Origin of the sequence: Ponticoccus litoralis (assembly GCF_039769985.1) — a bacterium.
GTDB classification, from domain to species: domain Bacteria; phylum Pseudomonadota; class Alphaproteobacteria; order Rhodobacterales; family Rhodobacteraceae; genus Ponticoccus; species Ponticoccus litoralis.
Genome location: NZ_JBDNCH010000002.1, coordinates 2546064 through 2558450 on the forward strand (window position 1 = coordinate 2546064; position 12387 = coordinate 2558450).

Here is a 12387-nt window from a genome sequence, read left to right on the forward strand (position 1 = left end):
GTCGGAGGCCTCCCGAGGCAGAAGGGTGGCAAGATCAGTCATCTGGGGAGGGCGCATTGCAGGCTTTCCACTTGTCGTTGGTCGGGCCTCTCTCTGTCGCGGCTGGCCAGGCGCCACAAGTGAACCTTTGATGACAGGGCGGAAGGGGGGAGAAGGGAACGAACAGATGCGTTCAGCCGCATGGGCGCCCGTGTCACCGGCGTCGTGCGGGCGCCGGGTCCGCGACCAGCGCATCCGACCACGCGGATGGAACGCCCCGGCGGATCTCGATGCCCTGTTTTCCCGTCCGCGCGGCACGCGTTGTCCGGAGGCGTCCTCTTCGACAGGCCGGTCGAGCTGGCTGAGCCAAGGGTTCCTGCCAGGGCCGAGGCGCGCCACCAGAGCGTTGCGGGGGCGTGGCAGGGGCTGCATGAACCCCGGCTTGCCGGACAGGATCACCCCTGCCTTTGCCCCGCCGCGCGGGACAAAGGCCTTGGCAGGGCGCGTGCAGTCAGAAATCGCCGGGGGCGCATTGCAGGCAGACCAGGCCTTCGCCGCGCCAGGCCTCGACGACCGAGCTGCGGTCGTCGACGACCAGCCAGTGGATCAAAGCCGTCGTCGCGCATCTCTTTCAGCGCGCGGCGCTTGACTTCGGGGTCGGTGGCGGCGTCCTGGTCCTCGGAGCGCAGGTAGATGCCGTCAAACGGCAGGTCGTGCTTGCGCAGCCAGGCGATGGTGTGCGCGGCCCAGCCATTGGGTCGGCCCGAGCAGATCAGGATCGTTTCGCCGCTTGCCTTGAGCCGGTGCATCAGCCGGGCGATCGGGGCGATCAGCGCGGCATCGGCCATGGCTGCATGGAAGTCGTCCCAGTGCTTTTCCGCGCCATGCACGAGGTGTCCAAGGCGGTCGGCATCGAATTCGGCAAGCGTTCCATCGACATCGAATACCACGCAAGGGGTCGGTGCAGCTTTGGTCATAAGGGTGTCTCCGTCAGGTCAGGCCCCGCCTTGCGGAACAGAAGCGGGGTTGCATTCGGGGGCGCCCGCCCGCATGGCCCGTCGTCCACAGGACGCGTGCGGCGCGGATGACGCCCGAGTGGCAGATGAGGACAGGCAGGGCGCCGGGCTGGTCCGCGCAGATCCCGAGGATCGTCGCCTCGACACGCCGAAGCATGTCGGCCCGTGGCTCGCCGCCGTCGGGAGTGTCTTCGCGGGCCGGTTGCTCGGCCAGGGGGCGCCCCTCGAACACGCCCCAGTCCCGTTCGCGCAGGCCGGGGTGCAGCCGGACCTGCCGTCCGGGAAAGGCAAGGCGCGCGGTTTCCCGGGCGCGTGCCAGAGGGCTTGCGTAAACGGCAAGATCGTCGGGCCGGGGCCCAGCGGCCAGCGCGCGGGCCTGATCCCGGCCCTGCGCGGTCAGGGGCACGTCGGTGATGCCCGCGATGATCCCGTCCGCATTCGCCGTCGTTTCGCCGTGCCGGATCAGGCAGAAGTCCCGCGCCGGACGCGTCAGGCCCCTCACAGGCGCACCCGGTCGTGGAAGAAGACCTCGACCTCCAGATCCTCGGCCAGGTAGTCCTCGGGGCGGGTGCAGAAGGCCGGTGCGAAGCGCCGTGCGCCGAGACGCCTGAGCATTTTCAGCTGGTCGCGCAGGGGGATGCACGTTCCAACGCTGGAAATGCCCGCCCGGGACGCTGCAGATGCCGCGCGCATGGGCGGTCATGTGGCCGGTGAAGACCACATGCGCATCGCGGCCCAGGCGACTGCTTTCGTTCCAGGCCCGGACATAGCCCCAGTGCGGCGCCGCCATCGGCGTTGGGGGTGTCGCAGACAAGGAACCGCGCCTGTTCCATCGGGCCGCGATCCAGCAGCGGCGCCACATCGCGGGCGTCGGGACAGACCGCCCCGCTGTCGAGCGCGATCCGCAGCGCCGACTGGCATTCGGGGTCCAGCATGACGCTTTCGCAGCCATGGCGCCGCATCAGGTGCAGGGCCATCTCGCCGGCGCGTCCCGAGGGCGGCACTGGCAGAAGCACCTGGCCCTGCATCCGGTCCAGCAGCCCATCAAGCGCGGCGAAGCGCTCGGACTGGGGCACGTCATCCAGATGGTACGAACAGTCGAGGACGGCGGTCGCCGCCGGGGGCGGGGCATCGAAGGTGAACCAGTCGGATTCCTCGGACCAGTCACCGGAATAGAAGAACCCGTCGCCGAGGTCGAAATGGAACCAGACGCCGCCCAGGGCATGGCCGTTGCGCCCGGTGGTCAGCGTCACGCCGTCGATCACCGTCTGCCCCCGCTCGGGCAGCAGGATTACCCCGCCGCCGGCGGCAGGGCCTTGGCGGTCTGCGCGGTGGCATAGATCGGCAACCCGGCCTCGACCGCGTGCGAGGCGCCGCCGATGTGGTCGATGTGGTCATGGGTGATAAAGACCGCCTCGGCGCCTTCCAGCCAGGCTGGGTCGAAATGGGCATGCGCCTCGGGGCCAAAGCCGCAATCCAGCAGCCAGATCCGCCCGTCCACGGTCAGTTGAATGCAGGCAGGGCCCTTGTCGCCGATGCCTGACAGTATCTTCACGCTCTGCATCAGTCCTCCGCGAAGGCCCAGGGGCTGCTGATGGCAAGGCCCAGTTGTGCGCCGACCTCGAACCGCGTCCGCGTTTCGACGAACAGGCGCGCGCCACAGCCGGAGATCGCCTCGAGCAGGTACTTGCCGCCCATGTAGGTGATCCGCGAGACCTTGCCGCGCAGGTCGCCCGTCTCGGCGATGCTGAGGTTCTCGGGGCGCAGGCAGACGTGGCTGACAGGGGCTTGCCCGCGTTGCGGTTCCGCCTGCACCGCCACGCGGGCGCCCAGCACCTCGGCCTCCAGCGCCTCGCTGCGGGGCGCGACAGCCCGCACCGGCACAACCGTGCCGCGCCCGACGAATTCCGCCACGAAGCGGTTCTTCGGTCGTTCGTAAAGCGTCTGCGGCGTGTCGAACTGCCGGATGCGGCCCTGGTCCATCACCGCGATCCGGTCGGCCATGGCCATGGCCTCGGCCTGGTCGTGGGTGACATAGACCATGGTGGCGCCGGTGCGTTGGTGGAAGTCGGTGAACACCCCCTGCATCGAGGCGCGCAGCGCCACGTCAAGGTTGGCCAGCGGTTCGTCCAGCAGCACGGCGCAGGGATCGGAGACAAGGCAGCGCGCCAGCGCCACGCGCTGACGCTGGCCGCCCGACAGGTCCGATGGCATCCGGTCCGCGTAGGGTGCAAGCCCGGTCGCCGCAAGCGCGGCATCGGCCTGGCGCGCGATCTCGGCCTTCGACAGGCCGCGGATCTCCAGCGGGTAGGACACGTTGCGGCGCACGCTCATGTGCGGCCACAGCGCGTAGGACTGGAACACGAAGCCGATGTTGCGCTCTTCGGGGGGCAGGTTCACCCCGGTGTCGGCATTCGCCATCTCGCGCGCGCCGATCCGCAGGCGGCCGCGCGTGGGGGTCTCGAACCCGGCGAGGATGCGCAGCAGGGTGGTCTTGCCACAGCCCGAGGGCCCGAGCAGCGCGATGAACTCGCCGTCCTCGAAACGGGTGGTGATGTCTTGCAGCGCGGGCGTGCCCGCGAATGTCTTGCCGACGGAAGACAGGTCTATGTCTGCCACGGGACGACTCCTTTCGGAAAACGGCGCGACAGCAGCTGGACCAGCCCCATCAGCGCCATGACAACGAAGACGATGGTCATCGCCAGGGCACTGGCCATGCCGGTTTCCCCGCTGTCGTTGAGGTTGAAGATCACCACGCCAAGGGTCTCGGTCCCCGAGGACCAGAGCAGCGCCGAAACGGTGAGCTCGTTGAAGGCGGTCAGGAAGACGAGGATCGCGCCCGCCGCCGCCGCCGGGGCGGACAGCGGCAGGATCACGTCGCGCAGCCGCCGGCGCAGCGAGGCACCGACCGATTGCGCCGCCTCGTCCATGGCCGGGTCGAGCAGCTTCAGGCTGGCCTCGACCGGGCGGAACATGACCGCGAAGAACCGCGCCATGTAGGCCAGGAAGATGATCCAGATCGTGCCGTACAGCGTGGCATCGGTGAAGGGCAGATTGATCAGCAGCAGGATCATGGCGATGGACAGCACCACGCCGGGCAGCGCGTAGGGCAGATCGAGCAGGCTGTCGAAAACCCGTGCCAGGCGCGTCCGCCGCCGTTCCATCAGCCAGGCCAGCGGCAGGCAGATCAGCATCAGCGCCAGCGAGGCCCCGGCGGCGAGGCCGAAGGAGTTCGCGAAGGCCCGCGTCGTCACCGGCTGGCGGAACAGCACCTCATGCCACTTGTCCAGCGTCAGCGTGTCCAGCCGCAGCGGCACGCCGTAGGCCGGCACCAGCGAGGTGGCCAGCAGTCCGAACATTGGCAGGACGAGGATCGCGCAGACGACGGCCCAGAGCGCAATCTCCACCGGCAGCCGCGCCGCGCCCAGCGGCAGGGCCAGGGGGCGCGAGGTGCTGCCGACTAGGTGCAGCTTCTGCCGCCCCCGGAAATGGCGTTGCAGCAGGATGCCCGTCACGGCGACGGCGCCGATCAGCATGGCCAGCACCGAAACCTCGGCCAGCACGGTCGTGCCCATGCCGGCAAGCTTCTGGTAGACCAGCGTCGGCAGCGTCGAATAGCCCGCGGGAATGCCCAGCATGGCCGGAATGCCGAAATTGCCCAATGCCGTCACGAAGGTGATCGCGGTGCCCGCCGCAAGGCTTGGCAGGGTCAGGGGCAGCACCACCTGCCACCAGGTCCGAAGCCCCCGGGCGCCGCTGATGCGTGCGGCCTCGACCACGTCCTGCGGAATGGAACGCAGGCCCGCGCGCAGGGTCAGGAAGATGATCGACATGTGCTGGATGCCCAGAAGCAGGATGATGCCTTCGGGCGAATAGAGCGGCTGCGGCGACCCCAGCGGCGGCGCGATGCCAAGCGCCTTCAGCAGCACCGACGACGGCCCCATGATCTGGGTCCAGGACAGCGCCGTGATCTGCGGCGGGATCATCATCGGGATCATCAGGCAGAAGACCAGCGCAGCCTTGGCGCGCAGGTCGGTCAGCGCCACGAGAAAGGCAAAGGCCGCGCCCAGCACCAGCGACACCACGGTGCCGAGGCCCGCGGTGACGATCGAATGCTTCAGCGCGCTCAGGGTGGAGGGCTGTGCCAGCACCTCGCGCATCAGCACGAGGCTTGGCCGCCCCCGGTCGGTGACGCCCTCGAAGAACAGGCGCACCACGGGCGCCAGCGTCAGGAAAAGCGCAATGATCAGGATGGACGAAAGCAGCCGAGCCTCGGCTCGGCTGCTTCCTGATTGCAAGGCTGTCCCCATTACTCGGCGCCAAAGAGCTCTGCGAACCGGGCCTTGTTCGCTTCGGCGTTTGCGAGCGCCTCGGCCGGATCGAAGGCCATCAGCTGGATGTCCTCGCGGGCCGGGAAGCCCTCGGGCACGCCCATGCCGTCACGGGCGGGAATGTAGCCCATGTCCAGAACCAGCTGCTGGCCTTCGGCGCTCAGCACGAAATCGACGAACTTCTGCGCGCCTTCCATGTTGTCGTACCGAGGACATGATCGCCACCGGCTCGGTCACGTAGGACACACCTTCCTCGGGGAAGACGAACTCGACCGGCGAACCTTCGGCCTTGTTGCGGATGGTCAGGAAGTCCACGACCATGCCGTAGGGCTTCTCGCCCGAGGCCACGGCCTCGGAAGGTGCCGCCGTTGCCGCCCTGTGCGCGGGCCTCGTTTCCGGCCAGGCTGGCGTAGTAGTCCCAGCCCAGGCTTTCCTCGCCGGTCAGCGTGGCCAGGTGGATCAGCGCGGCGCCGGAATAGAGCGGCGAGGGCATGGCGACCATGCCCTTCATCGAGGGATCGGCCAAGTCGCTCCACGAGGCCGGAACGGTGTCGACGCCGGTGTTGTAGATGATGCCGGTGGTGATCAGCTTGGTCGAGTAGTAGTGGCCTTCGGGCGAATAGAGCGCCGCATCGTAGGCGTCGGCCTCGGGCGACTGATACGGGCTCAGCAGGCCTTCCTGCGCCATGCCTTCCAGCGTGACGGTGTCGGCGATCAGCAGCACGTCGGGCTGCGGGTTGCCGGCTTCGATCTCGGCCCGCAGGCGTGCCAGAAGCTGGGTCGTGCCGTCACGGACCCACTCGACCTCGGTGCCCGGGTTGGCCGCCTTGAAGGCGTCGACGGTCTGCTGCGCATCGGCATTGGGCTGCGAGGTATAGAGCGTGATGGTGTCGGCCATGGCGGTGCTGGCCATGAGCGCGAAAGCGGTGGTGGTGAGGACGGATTTCATGGGGCACTCCCGGGTTGATGCTTTCGAACGAAAGCTGTCTTCGGCGCCCTTATCCCCGCGCTTATTAACAGTTTTGTAACTGTAGTATTAAATATTTATTTATATTGAGACACTTACCGATCCCTCATAAGCTTTCCCCGGATGCATGTGTTTTCGAAGGAAAGTTCTTGTGAGGCTGGACCTGCATGGGCGTCGTGACGCCATCATCGCGCTTCTGTCGGAGAACGAGTCCCTGTCGGCGGTCGATCTGTCCCGGCGTCTGGGCGTATCGGTCCAGACCCTTCGCGCGGATCTGCGCGATCTTGACGAGGCTGCCCTGGTGCAGCGGCGCAATGGGCGGGCGCAATTGCGTCAGCAGAGCGAGAACATCGGATATCTGCCGCGCGAGGGGATTGCCCGGAAAGAAAAGCAACGCATCGCTCTGGCGGTCAAGAACCTGATCCCCGACGGCGCCCGCGTGGCGCTTGGGACGGGGACGACGGTAGAGCAATGCGCAAGGTTCCTGACCTCCCACAAGGATCTCTTCGTGGCCTCGAACAGCATCCACGCGGTCTGCGCGCTGCAGAACGCGCCCGGTGTCGCGGTCGAGCTGGCCGGCGGACCGGTCCGCATGCGCGACCTCGACATGATCGGCGTGGCCGCGCATGCGTTCTTCTCGAGATACCGGGTCGATTACACCGTGTTCAGCTGCGGCGGGGTGTCTGCCTCGGGCAGCGTGATGGACTACAACTCGGACGAGATCGCCGTGCGCAGGGCCATCGTCGACTGCGGCAAGCAGAGTGTCCTTGTGGTGGACAGCACCAAGATCGGGTTGGATCTCGCCTGCCAAATGGGCCATATCCGCGACTTCGACGTGGTCGTCACCGGCGCGCGGTTGGCACCGGCGCTGCTGCGGGACTGCAGGCAGGCCGAATGCCGGGTCATCGAGGTGTGAGCGCAGCGCGGCCCTGACCTGCTTCTTGCCTCCCGGGGCGCATTTCGGCCCCGCGTGATGCGCCGGGCAGCCCGATGAAGGAACTCACCTGGCCGACTTCGGCACCCTGCGGACATCTGGGCTTCGCAGTCGATGCAGCGCATGCCTGCAATCCGTTTTCCCTGAAGGGCGCAGCGGGTCCGGTGGCGTGATCCTGAAGATGCGACCGCCTCCCGGTTCCGGCAAGGGTGGGGTGGCGTTTCCGGCAACGGGGGCCGAGCATGCGGCGCCAGTGCGGGGGCGGGAGGGCGCCGATCCGGGAAGGGCGGGCGGCAATCGGGGCCATGCCGGACCCTGAAAGCCCGTCCCGGCGCGGCCCCCGGCGCAGGGCTTCCGCGAGAGAGGCCCGTCGCCCCCTGTCCAGCGGGGGGCAGCTCGCCCGCTACGGCATCAGGCCCAGCGTCAGGATCACGATGACCGTGCCCGCCGCCAGTTGCAGGCCCGCGCCGATCAGGGCGGTTCCGGCGCCAAGCGACCGGGGCGCCCGGTCGCGCAGCAGGCGCCCCAGAAACCCGCCCCCGGCGACGGCAATCAGGTTGAACCCGGCGGTCCCCAGCCCCATCGCAAGCGTGGCAAGGATGCCGGCAAGCGGGATGCCCAGCCCGAAGGAGATGGCAAGCAGGAACAGGGCGCCGGTGCAGGGGCGGATCGCGATGGCAAGGATCAGGGCCGCGATCTCTCGGGGCGAGGTGACGGCGGCGACCTCTGCGACCGTGGGGCCATGGGCATGGCCGCAGCCGCAGGCCGGGTCATGGGCCGCGTGGTGATCGTGGTGGGCGCCGGGGGTCTGGCCCGAGGCTGCCCCCGCATGGGCCGCGTGGCGGAATGCCCGTGCCTTGAACGGCAGGTCCGTCGTCGCCGCGAGCGTCCCGTGCCGGTCCATCCGCGCCGGGGCGGCCGCAAGCCCGTCAAGGCCGGAGCCGATGGCGACGGGGGCCGCTGCGCGCCGGACCTGCCAAAGATGCCGTGCCCCGCGCAGGGCGATCAGCGCGCCGATGGCCGCCACGATCCAGCGGCTTGCATTTGCCAGCAGGCCTTCGGCAAGGGCCTCGCCACCGCCCGCGGCGGCCACGATGCCCGCGCCCACCGTCACCATGGCGATGGCCGTCACGGACTGGCCAAGGCTGGCGGCGATGCCGATGGCCGCCATCTTGCGCATCGGCACGGCTCCGGCAAGGGCGGCGCCGCCCAGCAGGATCTTGCCGTGGCCCGGCCCGAAGGCATGCAGGAAGCCGTAGGCCGCGCTCAGGCCGCACAGACCCGCCAGCGCCAGCCTGTCGCCAGAGCGGATCGCCCGCAGCGCGCCCGCCATCGCGTTCTGGACATCGCGTTGCTGCATCGCGGCCCAGTGAAACAGCGCATCGGCCTGAGGCCCCGATGCCGCCCATGTCAGAAGCAGCACCAGCCCCAGCGCCCCGGCAAGCGTCAGGACGAGCCGCATGTCAGCCTTACCTCATCGGCGAAGCGTTCACCGATCTGCGGATCGTCGGGCACCTCTTCGGCGGACAGCGCGGCAAGCTGGCGCTGCGCCTCTGCGTCGGCGGCGTCGGGTTCGAAGGGCACCACCGAAAGGGCGCAGTCGGCGGGCAGGGCCGAGGGCTCCAGCACCGTTTCCACCGAGTAGGCGTAGAAATAGGTCGGGTCGTAGAGCTTCAGGACCGCGCCATCGGTCACCGCCAGCGGTTCCGCAAGGGGCAGGTCGAAGGTGACCTCGACCCGGTCGCCGATCATCCGCGCGGTGCCGTTCCGGGGCCGCCCCAGCGGCACCTTGGCGTTGCCCTGAAGAAGATAGGTGTCGCCTTCGTAGTCGGGGGGCCAGTCGGTCTCGCCATGGGCAACGCGGGCGAGGTCGATCTCGTTCAGCGCGCCGTCGCCGTCTTCGTCCAGTGCCAAGCTGCACATAAAGGTTCAGCGTCGTCATGCCGTCGTAAAGCCAGACGATCCGCAGCGCCTCCAGCCGTCCGGCGTCGTCGAAACGCAACCCGGCAGAGGCATCGACGAAGATATGCGGGTGGGCAAGGCCGGTGCTGGGCAGCAGCAGAAGGGCAAGGGGGGCGAGGCGCATCATGGGGCTGTCTTACCTGTGCCGGGCGCCGCACTCAATCGCGCAAGCCGCGCCGCGCGGCGCCCCGGCGGAGATCCGAGCATGCAGGGAAGGGCGGGTCGCGCCGGTCATCGCCGCGCTCCCGTCGCCGCGCCTCCCGTCGTCGCGCCCCACGGGGCGCCGCTGTCCCGGAGGGCCGGGGCCCCGACCTCGTCGCCCGGCCCGCCTTCGCATCCCCGGGACGCCCCCGCCTCAGGTTGCCTTGACCTTGACGTAGCTGCCCGGCGCGGGGCCCAGATCGCTTTGCCTGGGCTTGCGGGCGGGCACCATCTCGCCCGAGCGCTCGGTCAGCCAGGCATCCCAGCGCGGCCACCACGATCCCTCGTGGAAGCTGGCCTCGGCCAGCCATGCCTCGGCATCGCCGCGCAGGTCGTCGTTGATGTAGTGGCCGTATTTCTTCTTCGACGGCGGGTTCACGATCCCGGCGATATGGCCCGATTCCGAGACCACGAAGGTCTTGGCGCCGCTGCCCATGGCCTGCACCCCCCGGTAACAGTCCTTCCACGCGGCGATGTGGTCGGTCTGGGCGACCACCGCCATCAGCGGCACGTCGATATCCCGGACTGACAGGCTGTGCCCCATCAGCTCGAAGGCGCCCTTGGCGAACTCGTTGCGCTGGCACAGCCCGCGCAGGTACTGCATCGTCATGCGCCCCGGCAGGTTGGTGCTGTCGCCGTTCCAGTACAGCAGGTCGAAGGCGGGCGGCGTTTCTCCCAGCATGTAGCTGCGGATCGCCGGGCCGTAGACTAGGTCGTTCGAGCGCAGGAAGGACATGGTCCGCGACATCACCCGCGCGGGCAGCAGACCCGACCGGTTCACCTCGACCTCGATGCCGTCGATGAAATCGTCCTGAAGGAAGGGCGTGAACTCTCCCTGATCGGAGAAATCCGTGAGCGCGGTGAACAGCGTGGCCGAATTGACCGAGCGGTCGCCGCGCTGCTTCAGCAGCGACAGCGTCAGCGACAGCGTCGTGCCCGCGATGCAGTAGCCGACCGCGTTGACCTTCTTCTGCTTGGTGATCTTCTTGGCGGCGTCGATCCCCGCCAGAAAACCGTGCTCGATGTAATCCTCCATCCCGGTGTCGGCCATGTCGGGGCCGGGGTTGACCCAAGAGGCGACGAAGACCGTGTAGCCCTGATCGACCAGCCAGCGGATCAGGCTGTTCTGCGGCTTCAGGTCGAGCACGTAGAACTTGTTGATCCAGGGCGGAAAGATCACGATCGGCACGGCGTGGACCTGTTCGGTCGCGGGCGCGTATTGGATGAGTTCCATCATCTTGGTGCGCAGCACCACTTGGCCGGGCGCGGTGGCGATGTTCTCGCCCACCGAAAAGGCGCTGTCGTCCACCAGCTTGACCAGAAGCTCGCCGTCGTTGGCCTCCAGATCGGTCACCAGGTTCTCCAGCCCCTGGATCAGGCTTTCGCCGTCTGTCTCCATGGCGCGGCGCAGCGCCTCGGGGTTGGAGCCGAGGAAGTTGTTCGGCGCCATCAGGTTGGCGATCTGGTCCGAGAAATAGCGCAGCCGCCGCTTTTCCTTGTCGGGCAGCGTGTCCAGATCCTCGACCGCCGCGCGCATGGCGCCGGAGGTCACCTTGTACTGCCGTTTCAGGTAGTTCAACCAGGGGTTGCTGTCCCATTCCCCGTCGGTGAAACGCTTGTCCGGCTTGGCCTCGGCGTCGTCGGGGCCGGGGTTCATCGCGCCGGTCCAGGCGCGGATCGAGCCTTCCCAGAAACCCATGGTGTGCCCGACCGCGCGGGCGGGGTTCTGCATCATCTGTTCCCACCACGCGGCGGCGGTCTTGGCGTAAAGGTCGGGGCCGGGCGCCTCGATGCCCGGGTTGGGCGCCTTGCGCCGCGACAGCGCGGACATCAGGCGCAGGGACAGCTGTTGCAGCCGCTCTGCCGTTTCGCGTTGCCTGCTGCCGAGATCGCCCATGTCCACGGTCTCGCCGGTGGTGGTTTCGTCGCTCATGACCCCCTCCCCGGGTTATGGCACGGCTAGGGACGATCTGGCGCCGTCTTCCTGGCCGCGTCCTGTCAGAGTGGTCCAAAAGGCATTACAGATCCAGCCCCTTGCGGGCCGGTCCCGGGTTGGTGTCAGGTATTGGGCAGGGACGGAGGATCTGCGCCATGACAACGGTGGAAAAGGCGGCAAGGACGGTGGTCGCGCGGCTGGACGGGCTTGCCCCGCGGGGCGGGCGCCTGATGGTGGCGCTGGCCGGTGCGCCGGGCGCGGGCAAGTCGACGCTGGCAGAGGCGGTGGTCGCGGCGCTTGGACCGCAGGCGGCGCTGATGCCGATGGATGGCTTTCACCTCGACGATTCGGTGCTGCGCCGGAAGGGGCTCTTGCCCCGCAAGGGCGCGCCTCAGACCTTCGACGCGGGCGGCTTTACCGCCACCCTGGGCCGGGTCGCCGCCGGAGAGCATGTTTATGTGCCGGTCTTCGACCGTTCGCGCGAAATCGCTATCGCCGGGGTGCAGGAGATCGGGCCGGAGGTCTCGGTCGTCGTGGTCGAGGGTAATTACCTCTGTCTCGCAGAGGCCCCGTGGACGGCGCTGGCGCCGCTTTGGGACCTGTCGGTCTTCCTTGACGTGCCGGTGCCGGAACTGGAGCGGCGGCTGCTGCAGCGTTGGGCAGGCTTCGGCTACAGCCCCGCGCAGGCCCGGGAAAAGGCAGAGGGCAACGATATCCCCAACGCCCGCCGGGTGGCCCCGGGGCGCGGGCCGGTGGACCTGGTGCTGCCCTGGAGCGACTGACGCCCAAAAATTAGGCGAACTGCTGCCCGCTGCCCGCCAAAGCCGCCCCGATATCTGGCCGCGCCCGCCACCGGGGGGCATAAAAGGGGCAGAGGCAGCGAAGGAGCGGATGTGCCCGGGCTGATGGTGGTAAGCGACCTCGACGGGACGCTTCTGGATCACGAGACCTATTCATGGCAGGCCGCCGCCCCGGCGCTGGCGCTGCTGAAACAGCGCGGCATCCCGCTGATCCTCGCCACCTCCAAGACCGCCGCCGAGGTGCGGGGCCTGCACCGGGCG

At 68.5% G+C, this 12387-nt stretch carries 9 protein-coding genes and 4 pseudogenes; 3 read left to right on the forward strand and 10 right to left on the reverse strand.

Annotated features, from left to right (window positions below; genetic code table 11):
* Positions 1–434: 434 nt before the first annotated feature.
* The 6 genes and pseudogenes from ABFB10_RS13705 to ABFB10_RS13730 all read right to left on the reverse strand — a co-directional run bounded on the left by ABFB10_RS13705 (position 435) and on the right by ABFB10_RS13730 (position 6275).
* Entirely contained in the window at positions 435–956 is a 522-nt protein-coding gene (locus tag ABFB10_RS13705; RefSeq protein WP_347166939.1) for a phosphatase domain-containing protein, read from the reverse strand.
* Positions 957–969: 13 nt separating this feature from the next.
* Positions 970–1497 carry a histidine phosphatase family protein gene (locus tag ABFB10_RS13710; protein ID WP_347166940.1) on the reverse strand — a complete coding sequence of 176 codons (528 nt, stop codon included), beginning with the start codon at positions 1495–1497 and terminating at the stop codon, positions 970–972.
* Positions 1494–2559: pseudogene (locus ABFB10_RS13715) on the reverse strand (MBL fold metallo-hydrolase). Before ABFB10_RS13715 ends, ABFB10_RS13710 begins: the two are co-directional and overlap by 4 nt.
* Positions 2559–3614 (reverse strand): ABC transporter ATP-binding protein, encoded by a 1056-nt coding sequence (locus ABFB10_RS13720; RefSeq protein WP_347166941.1) that lies wholly within the window; start codon positions 3612–3614, stop codon positions 2559–2561. Before ABFB10_RS13720 ends, ABFB10_RS13715 begins: the two are co-directional and overlap by 1 nt.
* Positions 3602–5305 carry an ABC transporter permease gene (locus tag ABFB10_RS13725; protein ID WP_347166942.1) on the reverse strand — a complete coding sequence of 568 codons (1704 nt, stop codon included), beginning with the start codon at positions 5303–5305 and terminating at the stop codon, positions 3602–3604. Before ABFB10_RS13725 ends, ABFB10_RS13720 begins: the two co-directional genes overlap by 13 nt.
* Positions 5305–6275: pseudogene (locus ABFB10_RS13730) on the reverse strand (ABC transporter substrate-binding protein). The gene ABFB10_RS13725 and the pseudogene ABFB10_RS13730 overlap by 1 nt, the downstream one beginning before the upstream one ends.
* A gap of 145 nt (positions 6276–6420) precedes the next feature.
* Here ABFB10_RS13730 and ABFB10_RS13735 point away from each other — a divergent pair.
* Positions 6421–7209, forward strand: a complete 789-nt coding sequence (locus ABFB10_RS13735) for a DeoR/GlpR family DNA-binding transcription regulator (RefSeq protein ID WP_347166943.1) — start codon at positions 6421–6423, stop codon at positions 7207–7209.
* Between the two features lie 421 nt (positions 7210–7630).
* Here the strand turns inward: ABFB10_RS13735 and ABFB10_RS13740 are convergent, their stop codons facing one another.
* The 4 genes and pseudogenes from ABFB10_RS13740 to ABFB10_RS13750 form a co-directional block, all read right to left on the reverse strand.
* Positions 7631–8689 carry a nickel/cobalt transporter gene (locus ABFB10_RS13740; protein ID WP_347166944.1) on the reverse strand — a complete coding sequence of 353 codons (1059 nt, stop codon included), beginning with the start codon at positions 8687–8689 and terminating at the stop codon, positions 7631–7633.
* Positions 8674–9141, reverse strand: a complete 468-nt coding sequence (locus tag ABFB10_RS13745) for a DUF1007 family protein (protein WP_347166945.1) — start codon at positions 9139–9141, stop codon at positions 8674–8676. The genes ABFB10_RS13740 and ABFB10_RS13745 overlap by 16 nt, the downstream gene beginning before the upstream one ends.
* Before the next feature lie 19 nt (positions 9142–9160).
* Positions 9161–9316: pseudogene (locus ABFB10_RS24155) on the reverse strand (DUF1007 family protein); the annotation flags it as partial.
* 228 nt (positions 9317–9544) lie between these two features.
* The gene (locus tag ABFB10_RS13750; protein ID WP_430523018.1) at positions 9545–11323 is read right to left on the reverse strand and encodes a PHA/PHB synthase family protein; all 1779 of its coding nucleotides are present in this window, start codon (positions 11321–11323) and stop codon (positions 9545–9547) included.
* Between the two features lie 158 nt (positions 11324–11481).
* On the opposite strand from ABFB10_RS13750, the gene ABFB10_RS13755 reads away from it, so the two are divergent.
* Together ABFB10_RS13755 and ABFB10_RS13760 are read left to right on the forward strand one after the other, a co-directional pair.
* Positions 11482–12108, forward strand: coding sequence for a nucleoside triphosphate hydrolase (locus ABFB10_RS13755; protein WP_347166946.1), 627 nt, complete (start codon positions 11482–11484; stop codon positions 12106–12108).
* A 123-nt stretch (positions 12109–12231) separates the two neighbouring features.
* Positions 12232–12369: pseudogene (locus ABFB10_RS13760) on the forward strand (HAD hydrolase family protein); the annotation flags it as partial.
* Positions 12370–12387 lie beyond the last annotated feature (18 nt).